The organism is Devosia alba, assembly GCF_039938915.1.
In the GTDB taxonomy this organism is placed as follows: Bacteria; Pseudomonadota; Alphaproteobacteria; order Rhizobiales; family Devosiaceae; genus Devosia; species Devosia alba.
Map to the genome: position 1 here is coordinate 149276 of NZ_JBDUUI010000002.1, position 15430 is coordinate 164705.

The window sequence follows — 15430 nt, forward strand, 5'->3', positions numbered from 1 at the left end:
CGCCCGCCAATCAGGCGGGACTGCCGGCCGCGCCGATGCGGGCGGTGACTTCGATCTCGATCTTCATGCCGGGCTCGATCATCTGCACGATCAGCATGGAGGCGGCCGGGCGGATATCGCTGAACACCGGGCCGACAGCCTTGACCACCGCATCGACATCGGCGCGGTCGCCGACATAATACACCACCCGCACGGTGTCCTTTATGGACGAGCCGGCCTCTTTGAGTGCCTTGTCGATGGTGGCCAGGGCATTGGCTGCCTGGGCGCCGACATCGTCGGGCATGGTCATGCTGGCATAATCATAGCCGGTCGTGCCCGACACATAGACGGTGTCTTCGTGCCGCACCGCGCGGGAATAGCCGAAGGTAGCCTCGAAGGGTGAACCGGTAGAGACGCGCTGGACCATGTGGTTAGCTCAAATGTTTCTGGAGGAAGAAGCGGCTATTGCCGGGTGGATAATTGCTGATTTCGCCGAACACGGCATAGCCGAGCTTGCTGTAAAACCCCGGCGCCTGGAAGGAAAAGGTATCAAGCCAGATGCCGCTGCAGCCACGCTCGCGCGCCACGGCCTCCGCCTGCTCCATCAATTGCCGTCCGACGCCCTGGCCGCGCAGGCGTTCAGGCACGAACAGCAATTCAACGAACATCCAGCCAAAGCTGATGCGGGCAGTCAGCCCGCCATCGGTGACCCCGGTCACCGGGTCCTTGAGCACGAGGCCGATCGTGGCGAATGGCGCAGCGTCAGGGACCTGGCTGCGGTTGAACGCAACCAGGCCATCGACCACGCCAGCCCGGCTTTCCGGCGTCAGCTCGGGCTCGAAGACGATTGTCGTCATCGCCTCAGAGCCAGGGGCGCTCAGCCGCCATGGCAGTCTCAAACGAGGTGATGGCCGGGGCCGACTTCAGCGTGCCGGCAATGTCATCAAGGCCCTCGAGCAGGATCTGCTTGCGGCTCGGATCGATATCAAACGAAATCGTGCCGCCGTCAGGACCACGAATGGTCTGGGCCGCCAGATCCACTGTCAGCGTGGCGTTGGAGCCGCGCTCGGCGTCGTCCATCAACAGCTTGAGCTGCTCGGCGCTCACCACCACCGGCAGGATGCCGTTCTTGAAGCAGTTATTGTAGAAAATGTCGGCAAAGCTGGTCGAGATCACGCAGCGAATGCCAAAATCCAGCAGCGCCCACGGCGCATGCTCGCGGCTGGAGCCGCAGCCGAAATTGTCGCCCGCCACGATGATCTGGGCATGGCGATAGGCCGGCTTGTTGAGCACGAAATCAGCGTTCTCGCTGCCATCATCATTGTAGCGCATCTCGGAAAACAGCGCCGAACCCAACCCGGTCCGTTTGATGGTCTTGAGGTACTGCTTGGGGATGATCATGTCGGTGTCGATATTGATGAACGGCAGGGGCGCCGCGACACCGGTCAGGGTAGTGAACTTGTCCATCAGGAAACCTCGCTTTGCCACAGGTCTTGGCGCAAAACCCCGCCTGGGGTCAAGCCGGGAATGGCTGAAACCGTTCGCCGAGGGCGGGCTCGGCCTAGCGGGCCTGCTGGCTCGGCCGCCAGGTAATGACGCGATAGGCGTAGATCAGGACCACCAGCGCCAGCACGATATAGCTCAGCGGATCCAGGATCACCTCGACCACCTCATAGTGCTCATGCAGCACATAGCCCGCCGAGGTCAAAATGGTGTTCCAGATCAGTGCGCCACTGCTCGAAGCGACAAGGAACACTGGCAATGGCATCCGGGACAGGCCGGCCGGAATGGAAATCAGCGTACGGATCAGCGGCACCAGCCGGCCGAACAGCACGATGATCGGCCCGAAGCGGACGAACCAGCCGACGGCGATATCGATCTCCTCGGCATTGAAAGCCATGAAGCGGCCGAACTTGTCGGCCAGCCAGCGCACCCGGGCGAGCCCGAACAGCCGACCGGCATAATACCAGGGCAACATGCCCACCACGGCGCCCAGCGTGGCGGTGGCGACCACCGCGAAAAAGTTGAGATCACCATTGGCGGCGGCAAAACCGGCAAACGGGATGATCAGTTCGGACGGTATCGGCGGAAAGAGCGACTCCGCCAGCATCACCAGAAAGATGCCGACATAGCCCAGATCCGAAATCGTCTCGATAATCCACGCCGTCATTGCACGCCCCAATTGGTCCAGCCCGGACCTTCACTGCAAACTGCCAAGAAAGAGTAAGGGCTCCAACGAATTCGCAGGAGCCCTTGGATTTCTTAGCTGGCCTTGGCGGTCCGGCTCATGCGCTTGCGATCATTGGGGTCGAGCCAGATCTTGCGCAGGCGCAGCGACTTGGGCGTCACCTCGACATATTCGTCTTCGGCGATATAGCCCAGCGACTGCTCCAGCGTCAGCTTCTTGGGGGTGGTCAGCCGCACCGCTTCATCCTTGGAGGTAGTGCGGATATTGGTGAGCTGCTTGCCCTTGAGTGCATTGACCTCGAGATCGTTCTCGCGGCTGTGCTCGCCAATGATCATGCCCTCATAGATGTCCACACCAGAGTCGATCATGATCTGACCACGGTCTTCCAGATTCCACAGCGCGAACGCTACGGACTGGCCGGTGCCATTGGAGATCAACACGCCGGTGCGACGACCGGGCAGTTCACCCTTGAACGGCACAAAGGAGTGGAACAGGCGGTTGAAGATCGCCGTGCCGCGCGTATCGCTCAGCAATTCGGGCTGATAACCGATCAGCGAGCGGGTCGGGACCAGCAGCTGGATGCGGGTGCGGCCAATGCCGGACGGGCGCATATCGGTCAATTCGCCCTTCCGCTCGGTCAGCTTCTGCACCACGGTGCCGGTATGCTCATCATCGACGTCGATGATGACTTCTTCGACCGGCTCCATCTTGACGCCGTTTTCTTCCTTGAACAGCACCTTGGGCCGACCAATGGTCAGCTCAAAGCCTTCGCGGCGCATGTTTTCGATCAGCACCGCCAGCTGCAACTCGCCGCGGCCCGCCACGTCATAGCTGTCATTGTCCTCGCCCGGCGTGACGCGGATGGCCACATTGCCTTCGGCTTCGCGCATCAGCCGCTCGCGGATCACGCGGGACTGCACCTTGTCGCCTTCACGGCCGGCCAGCGGGCCGTCATTGATGCGGAAGGTCACCGACAGGGTTGGCGGATCGATTGGCTTGGAAGCGATGGGCTCGGACACCGATGGCGCGGCGATCGTATCGGCCACGGTAGTGGTTTCGAGACCGGCAATGGCGACGATGTCGCCCGCTTCGCCGAGGTCCACCGGAGTACGCTCGAGGCCGCGGAACGCCAGCACCTTGGAGACGCGGCCCTTTTCGACTTCCTTACCCTCACGATTGAGCGTGTGGATGGTATCGCCCGCCTTTACCGCACCCGAGAAGACGCGACCGGTCAGGATGCGCCCAAGGAAGGGGTTGCGCTCGATGGTGGTGACCAGCATGCGGAACGGGCCTTCTTCGACCTTGGGCTCGGGCACGTGCTCGATGACCTTGTCGAGCAATGGCCCCAGGCTTTCCTTGGGACCGGTCGGATCGGCGCTCATCCAGCCCTGCTTGGCAGCACCGTAGAGCACGGGAAAATCGAGCTGCTCGGGCGTCGCGTCCAGCGCGATGAACAGGTCGAAGATTTCTTCGAGCACTTCAAGGTGACGCTCGTCACCCTTGTCGATCTTGTTGATTGCCACGATCGGCCGCAGGCCCTGGGCCAGCGCCTTGCCGAGCACGAACTTGGTCTGTGGCATCGGGCCTTCAGCCGCATCGACCAGGATCACCACGCCATCGACCATGGACAGGATGCGCTCGACTTCACCGCCGAAGTCGGCGTGGCCGGGGGTGTCCACGATGTTGATGCGCGTGTCTTTCCAGAGCAGCGAGGTGACCTTGGCCAGAATGGTGATGCCGCGCTCGCGCTCGATATCATTGCTGTCCATGGCGCGCTCTTCGACGCGTTCGTTTTCGCGAAAGGAACCCGACTGCTTGAGCAGGACATCGATCAGGGTGGTCTTGCCGTGGTCAACGTGGGCGATGATGGCGATATTGCGCAAGGACATATGGATCCGGCCTGTTGGCATGATCCCAAAACCTCGGGCCGCGATAGGGGCGGCAACAAACGGCTGAACCATGCAGGAATAAAGATGCGCCAATGCTTCGACAATGGGAGGACTGGCACTTTCAGCGCTGCCTTACAGGAAGATGGCCTTTTCTACAAGCGCAGCCAACGCACAGGTGGGTTGCAGCCCGTCCAAACCGTGTCGGATGGTTACCGGGCCAGACCCAGAACGGCGTCGGCGCTTGCCGGTGGCCGAGCGGCCGGCCTGTCCGGCTCCGGCGCCTTTCTGACCTGGGCGCGCAGCAGGCTGAGCAGCGCCGCCGGTGGCAAGGGCGGCGAGAACAGGAACCCCTGGATTTCCGTCGCGCCCTGCGCCCGCACCATGGCCAGTTGCTCTTCCGTTTCCACCCCTTCGGCTGTCGTCGACATGCCCAGCGAGCGGCCCAGCCCGATCACCGCTTCCATGATGGCCTGGCTATCCTTGCGGTCCGTCAGATCGCGCATGAAGGAGCGATCAATCTTGATCTTGTCGAAGGGGAAGCTGCGCAAATAGCTCAGCGAGGAATAGCCGGTACCAAAATCGTCCATCGAAATGCGCACCCCCATGGCCCGCAGCTCGTGCAGCACGTTGAGCGTGGCCTCATTGTCCGCCAGCAAGAGCGATTCGGTAATCTCCAGCTCGAGCCGCGACGCAGGCAGATGAGCGTCGGCGAGCGCCGATTTCACCAGACCGACCAGATCTCGGGTCTTGAACTGCATGGGCGACAGGTTGACCGCCACCCGCACATCGCCGGGCCATTTGGCGGCCGTTTTGGTGGCCTCGCGCAGCACCCATTCGCCAATCGGCACGATCAGCCCGGTTTCTTCGGCGATGGGAATGAACTCGGTTGGCGAGACCGTGCGATCTTCATGGTCCCAGCGCAGCAGGGCCTCGACGCAGATGACGCGGTTTTGCTGCAGTCCGAGCAGCGGCTGATACACCAGCCGCAGTTCATCGCGCTGCAGGGCCAGTCGCAACCCTGCCTCGATGGTGCGGCGTTGCTGCAGGTCCGCATCCATGCCGGTCTCAAAGAAATGGTAGGTCGAGCGGCCTTCGCTCTTGGCCTTGTAGAGCGCCAGATCGGCGTTCTTGACCAGCGTGTCGGTCTTGACCCCGTCGCCGGGCCCCACCGCAATGCCGATACTGGCGCCGATCTCGATATGCTGCCCGCCAATCAGCATCGGCGCGCTGATCGAGCGAATAATGCGGTCGGCCACCCTGGCGGCCGAATCGGCCCCGTCGATGGGGCGCAATAGCAGCGCGAACTCGTCGCCACCCAGCCGGGCCAGCACATCGGTCTCACGCGTGGCGCCCCACAGCCGGGCCGATGCCTGCTTGATGACCTCGTCGCCCACCGCATGGCCCAGCGTGTCATTGACCGCCTTGAAGTGATCCAGGTCGATATAGAGCACCGCAGCGATCTCACCACGATTGAGCGCCGCCTCGGCCTTGGCCATCTGGTCGAGAAACTCGATGCGATTGGGCAGATCGGTCAGCGCATCATGGCGCGCCAGGTGCTGGATGCGCGCTTCATTCTGTTTCTGCTCGGTAATGTCCTCATGGGTAGACACCCAGCCGCCATCCTTCATGGGATGGTGTTGCATCATGATGGTGCGGTTATTGAGCTCATAGACGGTCTTGCCGTATTCGCGCCGGGAAATCAGCCCCTGGCGCCAGATGAAATACTCCTCGCGCGTGCCGGTTGTGCTCATCCCCATGTCGAACAGATGGCCCAGAACATCCTCAAGCTGGGTGCCTGGCCGCAGCAGGTGTTCGGGCAGGCCGTAAATGCGGGCATACGGCTCATTGCAGATGATCAAGCGCCCGCGGGCGTCCATCATGCACAGGCCCTGGCTGATATTGTTGACCGCCGCATCGAGACGAATGTTCTGCCGCTCCAGCTCCAGCTTGCGCTTTTCCACGACCTCGGTGCGGGCCACTTCGTCGGTGATGTCCTCATGGGTCACCACCCAGCCAAGGGCCGCCGAATAGGTATGGGAAGACTGAATGGTGCGGCCGCCCCGCACTTCCTCCTGGGACTTGCGTTGCGCCCCATCGCGATTGGCCAGCAGTTCGTCGGTATAGGTTTCGTAGAACTCCGCAGAGGTGCGGCCGGGATGATTGCCCAGGCTGAAGCTCAGTTGCACCACATCTTCAAGGCTCATGCCACGATGCAGGACGCCTTCGGCAAAGCCGTAAAAATCGCTGTAGTGCTGGTTCCACATGACGAGGCGGAATTGCGATGACCAGACGCAAAACCCGTATGGAATGTTTTCAAGCGCGGCATCAAGCAGCAATGCTTCAGCCATTTCGCTCAAGTTGCCAGTTTCCACTGTGCGCACTCGACGAGTCCCCTCAATGGCGCGCTAATATGGCGCCGCCCGCAAGAGTATTTCGAATGGCTTAACGACGGATTAAAGCGGTAGCGGCGATGAAGCCCGCGTAATGAACGCGAGCCTCTATTAGTGTGTGGACGGACTAACCACGCCCGATTTGCTTGTTGCGGGCAGCATAAGTCTTCAACCGTAGACCGCTGAGCCTGATGAAACCTTCGGCATCATGATGGTCATAGCTGCCAGTACCCTCTTCAAAGGTCACCAGATCTTCCGAATACAGCGACAGGGGCGAGCTGCGGGCGATCACATTGGCGCTGCCCTTGTAGAGCTTGATGGTGACTTCGCCGGTAACGAATTCCTGGCTCTTGTCGATCAGCGCCTGCAGCATTTCGCGCTCGGGCGCAAACCAGAAGCCATTATAGATCAGCTCGGCATAGCGCGGCATGATCTCGTCCTTGAGATGGGCCGCACCGCGATCAAGCGTGATCGATTCGATACCGCGATGCGCCGCCAGCAGAATTGTCCCGCCCGGGGTTTCATAGACACCGCGTGACTTCATGCCGACAAAGCGGTTTTCCACCAGGTCCAGCCGACCCACGCCATGCTTGCCGCCCAGTTCGTTCAGCTTGGTCAGCAGTGCCGCCGGGGACAGCGCGATGCCGTTGACCGAAACCGCATCGCCCCGCTCGAAGCCGATGGTGATGATTTCAGGCGTATTGGGTGCCTGCTCGGGATCAGTGGTGCGCTGATAGACATATTCGGGCGCGACCTGGGCCGGGTCCTCCAGCACCTTGCCCTCCGAAGAGGTGTGCAGCAGATTGGCATCGACCGAGAACGGGGCCTCGCCGCGCTTGTCCTTGGGCACCTGGATCTGGTGCTTTTCAGCGTAATCGATCAACTGCGTGCGCGAAGAGATATCCCACTCGCGCCAGGGCGCAATCACCTTGATCGAGGGGTCGAGCGCATTGGCGGTCAGCTCGAACCGCACCTGGTCATTGCCCTTGCCGGTGGCGCCATGGGAAATGGCGTCAGCCCCCACTTCCTGGGCGATCTCGACCAGGCGCTTGGTAATCAGCGGCCGCGCAATCGAGGTGCCCAGCAGATAGACGCCTTCATAGACGGCATTGGCGCGGAACATCGGGAACACGAAATCGCGCACGAATTCCTCGCGCAGATCCTCGATGCGGATATCCTTGATCCCCATCAGTTCGGCCTTCTTGCGCGCCGGCTCGAGTTCTTCGCCCTGCCCCAGATCAGCGGTGAAGGTCACCACTTCGCACTGATAGGTCTCCTGCAGCCATTTCAGGATGATCGAGGTGTCCAGACCGCCCGAATAGGCCAGCACGACCTTTTTGATATCTTTTGCCATGAGCTCTGTCTTTGTTAACATAGTGATGTGGGAGGATAGACTAGCTCAAACGCAATAATCTTGCCAAAACTTCACACATGGGTTCATTTGCGGCATAACCTGCCATTACACGCCAATCGGGAAGCATTAAATGCCGCTAGTGCTCGGTGCCATCGACCGCCGCATTCTGCGCGTGCTGCAGAACGATGGCCGCATCTCCAATGTCGATCTGGCCAATCAGGTGGGCCTGTCGCCCTCGCCCTGCCTGCGCCGGGTCCGGCTGCTCGAGGAGTCCGGCATTATTGACCGCTATATCGCCGTGCTCAATCCGGCCAGGGTCGGCCTTGGTCTGACCGTGTTCGTCCGCGTCTGGTTCAAGACCCAGGATGCCGCCGTCACCCAGCAATTTGCCGACACCGTGCGGAAATTCCCCGAAGTGGTGGAATGCTATCTGACCACGGGGGAATGCGACGCCATCATGCGGGTGGTGACCGCCGACCTGCATGCCTATTGGCGCTTCCAGTCAGACCATCTCACCCGCATCCCCAGCGTGCAGAGCGTCAAGACCGACGTGCCGATGGAGACCATCAAGGCCAGCACCGGACTGCCCCTGCTCTGAGCCCGCCAATGCGCTGGCCTGGCGCCAACCACTGCGCTAGATCTGTCACTGATTTCTGCGCGCCGGGAGCCACCATGCCCGCCTTTCTGCCTGATCTGTCCGTCATCCTGGCCTTTGCACTGGCCGCTTTCGTGCTCGCCGTGACCCCGGGCCCCGACATGGCGCTGTTCGTCTCGCGCACCATGAATTTTGGCCGCCTGCATGGCTATGCCACGGTGCTGGGCGCCCTGACCGGCATTGCCGTGCATACCGCACTGGTGGCCTTCGGCATTTCCATGCTGATCGTGGCGGCGCCCACCGCTTTCTGGGTGCTCAAGATCGTCGGCGCGCTCTATCTGGTCTGGCTGGCCATTCAGGCCGTCCGCTCCGGTGGCGGCATTCTGGTCAGCCAGGCGGGCGGCAAGCCCCCCAGGCTGGCGCAAAGCTACATGACCGGACTGGGCATCAATCTGACCAATCCCAAGGTGGCGCTGTTCTTCGTAACCTTCCTGCCGCAATTCGTCTCGGCGCAAGATCCGCACGCCGTGGGCAAGCTATTGTTCCTGGGCGTCGAATTTGTGCTGGTGTCGCTGCCCGTCGTCATCGCCATCGTGCTGTTCGCGCAATGGCTGACCACGACGCTACGCGACAATGCCTGGGTCAGCAAGGCGCTGAACTGGAGCTTTGCCGCGGTCTTCATGGCCTTTGCGGCCACGATCCTGCTCGCTGAAGGCCGCAAGTGAGCAGCTGACCGACAGTTCAGGAACCAGTGCCGGCAGCGTCACCCCGCCAGGGCCTCGCGGTCCTTCTTGCTCAGGCGTTCACTTTCGCTCTTGAGCTGGCCGCAGGCGGCAAAGATGTCGCGACCGCGCGGCGTGCGCACCGGGCTGGCATAGCCGGCCTTGTTGACGATATCGGCAAAGCGTTCGATCCGGCTTGACGGCGAGGTGCCGTAATTGGCGCCGGGCCAGGGATTGAACGGGATCAGATTGATCTTGGCCGGAATGCCGGCCAACAGCCGCACCAGTTCGCGCGCTTCGGCATCGCTGTCATTGATACCGTCGAGCATCACATACTCAAAGGTGATGCGTCGCGAATTGGACACGCCGGGATAGGTGCGACAGGCTTCAAGCAGCTCTTCAAGCGGCCACTTTTTGTTGATCGGGACCAGCACGTCGCGCAGATCGTTGTTGGTGGCATGCAGCGAAATGGCCAGCATCACGTCGATCTCGCGCCCGGTCGGCTCGATGAACGGCACCACGCCCGAGGTCGACAGGGTAATGCGGCGCTTGGAAAGGCTCATGCCGTCACCGGCCGAAGCGATCAGGAGCGCCTGCTTGACGTTGTCGTAATTGTAGAGCGGCTCGCCCATGCCCATCATCACCACATTGGTGATGGCGCGTGTACCAGCTGCGGGCACCAGCCCGCCATCATCCGGGCGCACGCCGCCGGGGAAATCACCCAGCTGTTCGCGCGCCATCAGGATCTGACCGAGGATTTCCCCGGCGGTCAGATTGCGCACCAGCTTTTGCGTGCCGGTGTGACAGAACGAGCAGGTCAGTGTGCAGCCAACCTGCGAGGAGACGCAGAGCGTGCCGCGATCTTCTTCGGGAATGTAGACGGTTTCCACCTCGACTGGCGGATAGTTCGGATTGGCCGGGTCGCGGAAGCGGAACAGCCATTTGCGCGTGCCATCAGTCGACACCTGCTCGGACACGATCTCGGGGCGATCGAGGTTGAACACGTCCGCCAGCTTCTGCCGGAACGGCGCCGCCACATTGGTCATGCGCTCGAAATCGGTGGTGCCATGCACATAGAGCCAGTTCCACAACTGGCTGGCGCGCATACGCGCTTCCTTGTCGGTGGCCAGCCCGGCCGTGGTCAGGGCTTTTGCCAGCTCAGGCTTGCTCAGACCAATCAGCGACGGTCGGCTGCTGGTAGCAGGCCGGATGGCAGACGAATGGTCAAGGTTCAGCGCTATGCTCATGGCGTGCGAAAGGTCCGGAAACTGCGGGATTGGCGCGGCCAATAGCATATAGGCGCGTTCCAGGCAAAGTCACAGACCCGACAGCAGGGATGCGCCGCGCTCACGCCGAGCCCGGCGGCCTTGCTAGCACGCAGCGGCGATCGATTGCTGCGCTGCAGTGGCGCCCGAAAGCGAATAGGCCTGCCTGACCTTGATGCCGGCGGCACTGGTGCCCTCAACCGACATGCTCGAGCCGGCACGGATCGCGCTGGCCAGCTCGCTGGCCTGGCTGGCATCATCGAGCCAGGCGGCATCGTTCTGGGTGAACAGGTTGAACACCAGCCCGTCCACGGTGAGCGTGGCCTTGCTATCGGGCTGGAAGGTGAAGCCGGCCACCAGATTGAACTCGGTGGTGACATTCTCGGCAGGCCGGTTGGTAATATAGATATAGGCTTGGGTGTAGCCGTCCGGTGCCGGCGTCACGCTTTCCGGCTTGGTCATGGCAAAGCAGACTTCGCCCGTCGCATCGGTGGCGCCATAGCTGGACCACGCCCGATGCTCGCCCAGCAGCCGAACCTGCTGCGCGCTGGCAGCACTGGTCAGAAAGAGCGTTGCAGCAAGGGCAAGCGCCATGGCGGACTTGGTCATCGAGGGCCTCAAGACGATAAGGGGCGGGGGCTCAGCAAGCCCGCCGCCCAGTTAGGGCGGATTACCCGGACCGGGCAACCCGTAATTGATGCCTACTGACAGGCAGCGTCAATGGCGTTGACGGCGGCCGTTGCGCCGCTCAGCGAATAGCTGTCCGTGGTTTCGGTACCGCGCTGGCTGGTGCCTTTGACGGTCAGATTGGTGCCTGCCTTGAACGCCTGCACGAAGCCGCCTTCATCGCCCGTCGAGGCCAGCCAGGCGGCAGAACCTTCGGTGACCATGGGATAGGACTTGCCATCGATAGTGGCGCTGGCCTTGGCATCGGTCGTGTTGAACGGGTAGCCAATAATGGTCTGCACCTCGTTCTTGGTACCCATGCCCTTGCGGTGGATGATCATGAAATGGATCGGGTCGCGGTTCGCCCCGACCGGCTCACTGGACTGCGGCGCTGCCGACACATAGCAGATCAAGCCACTCGCGTCAGTCGCCTGCCAGGCGGTCCAGGCATTGAATGTCCCCAACTCGGTCGCCTGCTGCGCCTGCGCGGCTGGCGCCAGAGCCATGATCACGCCGACCGCGAGCCCGACTGCTAGGCTTCCGGTTTTACTCGTCATCGCCAATTTTTTCCTCATCTTGAAGGTCCGTTATCGAGGTGAGCCACCCGCCGACTCTGCCCCCGACATGGTTACCAAGGTGTCAAATGCCGCCGCATTCGATCGAATTTGCTTCAACTGCCTGCCAAACGCGGCAGCAGTTTGGCAGTGAGCATAATTGCAGACCGGTTTGCGCTGCCAGGGTTAATATCGCGCTAACAGGCTCGTGACTGCACCGCTTCAGGCCGCCAGGGGATAGTGCTGCTCCACCACATAGGGACCACCGCCCACCGAATCCCTGCTCGAGTACAGCACGAATCGCCCCACCGGAAAACTGAGCGGCTCGAACCGGCCCGCTTCGGCGATGAACCGCGCCACATCAAGCGCGGTGCTGCCGCGCAGTCGGGCCAGTGTCACATGCGGCACGAATTTTCGTCCCTCCGGCGGCAGGCCGGCCCGCTGCAGCACCCGCTCCTGGGCCGCCTGCAACCGGTTGAGCGTCTCGCTTGGCTCGATGCCGGCATAGAGCGAGCGGGGCTTGTCGCCGCCAAAACTGCCCAGATGGGTCAGCCGGACATCAAAGCGCATCGAGTTGGCCAGCCGATCGAGGCTGTCGGCCACCTCTTCGGCCATGGGATGATCCACATCGCCGATGAACCGCAGGGTGATGTGATAGTTTTCGACATCAATCCAGCGTGCGCCGGAGAGCCCGCCCCGCTTCAAGGACAGGGCATAACCCACGTCCTCAGGGATTTCCAGACCGGTGAAGAGCCGGGGCATGGGGCCCTCCTCTCATACTCAGATCAAGTCGATTCGCAGCTCGACCGTAGCACAGCCGACCTGCCGGGCCAGTCTTATCGTCGCAACAAGCCGAGAACCCTTGTAAACGCTTGGCGCCCCATCCATATTGACCATCAAGTGGCAATAAACGCCCACCGGCGGTGCGAAACACCGCTTTATCTGGGAAAGGAACCGACTACATGGCTGAATATGACCGTCAGACCCTTGGTGCGCGGGCCGGCTCGGCCGCTGCCATCGACGAGGGCCTTCGCAGCTACATGCTGCGCGTCTACAATTACATGGGCATTGGCCTGGTGGTAACCGGCCTGGCGGCCTGGTTTGCTGCCGCCGCTGCCGTCACCACCAATCCCGACGCTGCTGTCGCGACCATGACCAATGGCACCATGCTGACACAGTGGGGCTATCTGCTGTTCGCCAGCCCGCTGCAGTGGGTTGTCATGCTGGCGCCGCTCGCTTTCGTGCTGGTGCTGAGTTTCGGCATCAACAAGCTCTCCGTCCCGGCCGCACAGGGCGCCTTCTGGGGCTTTGCCGCGATCATGGGCCTGTCGCTGAGCTCGATCTTCCTGGTCTATACCGACGCGTCCATCGCCAAGGTGTTCTTCATTACCGCCGCGACCTTCGGCTCGATGAGCCTGTATGGCTACACCACCAAGCGGGACCTGACCGGCATGGGCAGCTTCCTGATGATGGGCCTGATCGGCCTGATCATCGCCTCGGTGGTCAACATCTTCATGCAGTCCTCGATGATGGAATTCATCATCTCGGTGGTCGGCGTGCTGATCTTCGTGGGCCTTACCGCCTACGATACCCAGAAGATCAAGGAAGAATACTCCGAAAGCCACAGCACGGAAGTGCTGGCCAAGGGCGCCATCATGGGCGCGCTGCGCCTCTATCTGGACTTCATCAACCTGTTCCTGATGCTGCTGCGCCTGTTCGGCAATCGCGAGTAGCCAGCAGCCTTCCTGATTGCACAATCAGCAATTTGGATGGACGACAAATCGGACCGCAGTCTACAAAGGCTGCGGTCCTTTTTTTGTCCGAGTGCATGCCGTGTCCGAATTCTCCTTGCGCCCTTTCCAGTGGGCTGACATTCCCGCCATCACCGCCATCTACAAGCATTATGTCGAGCACTCGGTGGCCACCTTCGATCTCGAAGCCCCCGGCGAGGCGGTGCTGGGCGAAAAATTCGGCCACATGCTGGCCGCCGGCCACCCCATTGTCATGGCGCAGGACCCCGATGGCACACTGCTGGGCTATGCCTATGCCTCGGGTTACCGCCCCCGCCCCGCCTATCGCTTCACCTGCGAGAACTCGGTCTATTGTGCCCCGGACGCCATGGGCCGCGGCCTGGGCACCGCGATGATGGACGAGATCATCCGCCAGTCACGGGACTTTGGTTTCAAACAGATGGTTGCCGTCATCACCGCCGAAGGCAGCGGCTCGATCCGGCTGCACGAAAAGCTCGGCTTCCGCCATATCGGCCGGCACGAGGCACTCGGCTTCAAGTTCGACCGCTGGCTCGACATCGTCCACATGCAGCTCGCGCTGTAGTCAGGTGATGTTCGGCCGCAGGGCAATCATCTAGCCGACCACCGCCAGATGCGGATCCAGCACCCGCAAGACCTGGGCGATGTCATGGCCACGCCGGAGAATGCGGCCCTGCTGATTGGTGACGGTGTATTGCCCCTGCTTGTTGCGCAGGCGCGGGGTCTTCTCGATGATGAACAGGGGACGCTCCGACACCCGGGCATAGATGGAGAACATCGCCCGCTCGCGCAGGAAATCCATGGCGTAATCGCGCCACTCCCCCTGCCCCACCTTGCGTCCATAAACGGACAGGATCAGCGCCAACTCTTTTCGATCGAACACGACGCTGACGGGAACCTTGGCATTGCTGGCATTTGCCGCAGGCTCGCTGGCATGCACCAGCATGAGCGATCCGTTGTTGCCGTTCGGTGTGCGCTTTTGCACTGCTCCGAATACTCCGTGTCACCGTGACGTCATGATCGGGGCATTCAGCCCGCGATGCAAGGCCCCTCGGGAACGAACAATTCCCAATCCGGCCACAATTTGTCCCTGAACCTGCCCAATTGGGCGAACATAGTCTGACCATTGCCTCCAGTGGTTGGCGCCCGGGCCGAATGAGCCCCCAAACCTTGAAGCCCGGGTGCCAGCTTCTCAAATTGAGTTGACCCGACTGATCCCCGTCCTTGCCCCCAAGGACGGGGTTTTTCGTTGCTGCTGGTGGGGAGTTCAGCGCTCGAAGGCGGCAGCACCCAGAATTGGCCCGGGCAGGCCGTCGTTCTCCTGCTGTACAATCACTGCAATGCCGGTGCTTTTGTCCGCCAGCACTTCCGGGATCGGCAGCTTGATATCGGCACCCGTGGCGCATTCCCACAGCCCCAGCACCTGCCTGCCGGTAACGATCTGGGTGTAGACCATGGTCTTGCCGGCATTATTGCCCCGTTCGATAGTGACATCGGCCCGGTCCGAATAGGTCACCAGCCAGACCACCGCATCTTTCAGCGTGGTATCGGCCGGAATGGCGATCCTGAGCATGTCGCCGACTTCGGTGACGTCGATGTGCAGCGGCAGCTGGGCCCGATCAATCGCCCGATATACGTCCGGGCGCCGCGATCCGACCACGCCCTTGGTGCCGTTGACCACCATTTGCGGCGTATAGATGCGCGATGAGCCCCAGCTCTGGGCATAGGCACGCTGGCGGTCCGAATAGTCAGCCGCGCCGAACGTGTCCTTCCAGCCCGCATAATCCCAATAATCAACGTGATAGGCCAGTGCCAGCACGTCGCCCTGATCAGCCAGGCTGGTCAACAGCGCGTCGGCAGGCGGACACGATGAGCAGCCCTGGCTGGTGAACAACTCGACCACCGCCTTGGGCCGCAGGCTTACGCCATCAGCCGCAGCTGGCTGGGCCAGCGCGCTCAGAACAACAATGGCACTAAGGGTGGTCAGCCAGCTTGCAAGTCTCATGGCCACGGTTGTAGTCCGCCGCCACCCGCCCCCGCCAGTCAAAAGAGGGTGAGA

General features: G+C 61.7%; 17 protein-coding genes. 4 read left to right on the forward strand and 13 right to left on the reverse strand.

The features are described from left to right. Nucleotides 1-10: 10 nt before the first annotated feature. The 7 genes from ABFY71_RS03215 to ABFY71_RS03245 form a co-directional block, all read right to left on the reverse strand. The gene (locus tag ABFY71_RS03215) at nucleotides 11-406 is read right to left on the reverse strand and encodes a RidA family protein (RefSeq protein WP_347944658.1); all 396 of its coding nucleotides are present in this window, start codon (nucleotides 404-406) and stop codon (nucleotides 11-13) included. Between the two features lie 4 nt (nucleotides 407-410). Further along, entirely contained in the window at nucleotides 411-836 is a 426-nt protein-coding gene (locus ABFY71_RS03220; protein ID WP_347944659.1) for a GNAT family N-acetyltransferase, read from the reverse strand. 4 nt (nucleotides 837-840) lie between these two features. After that, entirely contained in the window at nucleotides 841-1446 is a 606-nt protein-coding gene (gene leuD / locus ABFY71_RS03225; RefSeq protein WP_347944660.1) for a 3-isopropylmalate dehydratase small subunit, read from the reverse strand. Between the two features lie 94 nt (nucleotides 1447-1540). Further along, nucleotides 1541-2149, reverse strand: coding sequence for a DedA family protein (locus ABFY71_RS03230; protein ID WP_347944661.1), 609 nt, complete (start codon nucleotides 2147-2149; stop codon nucleotides 1541-1543). A 92-nt stretch (nucleotides 2150-2241) separates the two neighbouring features. Further along, nucleotides 2242-4056: a translational GTPase TypA gene (typA, locus tag ABFY71_RS03235; protein WP_347944662.1), complete on the reverse strand. Its 1815-nt coding sequence runs from the start codon at nucleotides 4054-4056 to the stop codon at nucleotides 2242-2244. 209 nt (nucleotides 4057-4265) lie between these two features. Continuing rightward, nucleotides 4266-6404, reverse strand: coding sequence for a putative bifunctional diguanylate cyclase/phosphodiesterase (locus ABFY71_RS03240; RefSeq protein ID WP_347944663.1), 2139 nt, complete (start codon nucleotides 6402-6404; stop codon nucleotides 4266-4268). Nucleotides 6405-6573: 169 nt separating this feature from the next. Beyond that, on the reverse strand, nucleotides 6574-7800 hold the full coding sequence (locus ABFY71_RS03245) for an argininosuccinate synthase (protein WP_347944664.1): 1227 nt from the start codon (nucleotides 7798-7800) through the stop codon (nucleotides 6574-6576). Nucleotides 7801-7930: 130 nt separating this feature from the next. On the opposite strand from ABFY71_RS03245, the gene ABFY71_RS03250 reads away from it, so the two are divergent. Together ABFY71_RS03250 and ABFY71_RS03255 are read left to right on the forward strand one after the other, a co-directional pair. Continuing rightward, nucleotides 7931-8398 (forward strand): Lrp/AsnC family transcriptional regulator, encoded by a 468-nt coding sequence (locus ABFY71_RS03250; RefSeq protein WP_347944665.1) that lies wholly within the window; start codon nucleotides 7931-7933, stop codon nucleotides 8396-8398. A 74-nt stretch (nucleotides 8399-8472) separates the two neighbouring features. Beyond that, a complete protein-coding gene (locus ABFY71_RS03255) occupies nucleotides 8473-9120 on the forward strand; it encodes a LysE family translocator (RefSeq protein WP_347944666.1) in 648 nt (215 codons plus the stop codon). Between the two features lie 38 nt (nucleotides 9121-9158). On the opposite strand, the gene rlmN is transcribed toward ABFY71_RS03255, so the two are convergent. The 4 genes from rlmN to thpR all read right to left on the reverse strand — a co-directional run bounded on the left by rlmN (nucleotide 9159) and on the right by thpR (nucleotide 12364). Continuing rightward, entirely contained in the window at nucleotides 9159-10364 is a 1206-nt protein-coding gene (gene rlmN, locus ABFY71_RS03260; protein ID WP_305579410.1) for a dual-specificity RNA methyltransferase RlmN, read from the reverse strand. A 123-nt stretch (nucleotides 10365-10487) separates the two neighbouring features. Beyond that, nucleotides 10488-10991, reverse strand: coding sequence for an invasion associated locus B family protein (locus ABFY71_RS03265; RefSeq protein ID WP_347944667.1), 504 nt, complete (start codon nucleotides 10989-10991; stop codon nucleotides 10488-10490). A gap of 92 nt (nucleotides 10992-11083) precedes the next feature. Beyond that, the gene (locus ABFY71_RS03270; protein ID WP_347944668.1) at nucleotides 11084-11605 is read right to left on the reverse strand and encodes an invasion associated locus B family protein; all 522 of its coding nucleotides are present in this window, start codon (nucleotides 11603-11605) and stop codon (nucleotides 11084-11086) included. A 219-nt stretch (nucleotides 11606-11824) separates the two neighbouring features. Next, nucleotides 11825-12364, reverse strand: a complete 540-nt coding sequence (thpR, locus tag ABFY71_RS03275; RefSeq protein WP_347944669.1) for an RNA 2',3'-cyclic phosphodiesterase — start codon at nucleotides 12362-12364, stop codon at nucleotides 11825-11827. Nucleotides 12365-12564: 200 nt separating this feature from the next. Between thpR and ABFY71_RS03280 the strand changes: the two genes are divergently transcribed. Then, on the forward strand, nucleotides 12565-13335 hold the full coding sequence (locus ABFY71_RS03280; protein WP_305579406.1) for a Bax inhibitor-1/YccA family protein: 771 nt from the start codon (nucleotides 12565-12567) through the stop codon (nucleotides 13333-13335). Nucleotides 13336-13435: 100 nt separating this feature from the next. Beyond that, on the forward strand, nucleotides 13436-13936 hold the full coding sequence (locus ABFY71_RS03285) for a GNAT family N-acetyltransferase (protein ID WP_347944670.1): 501 nt from the start codon (nucleotides 13436-13438) through the stop codon (nucleotides 13934-13936). A gap of 30 nt (nucleotides 13937-13966) precedes the next feature. Here the strand turns inward: ABFY71_RS03285 and ABFY71_RS03290 are convergent, their stop codons facing one another. Both ABFY71_RS03290 and ABFY71_RS03295 read right to left on the reverse strand, forming a co-directional pair. Next, nucleotides 13967-14356 (reverse strand): DUF2794 domain-containing protein, encoded by a 390-nt coding sequence (locus tag ABFY71_RS03290; protein ID WP_305579404.1) that lies wholly within the window; start codon nucleotides 14354-14356, stop codon nucleotides 13967-13969. A 282-nt stretch (nucleotides 14357-14638) separates the two neighbouring features. Next, nucleotides 14639-15376, reverse strand: coding sequence for a DUF1223 domain-containing protein (locus ABFY71_RS03295; protein WP_347944952.1), 738 nt, complete (start codon nucleotides 15374-15376; stop codon nucleotides 14639-14641). Nucleotides 15377-15430 lie beyond the last annotated feature (54 nt).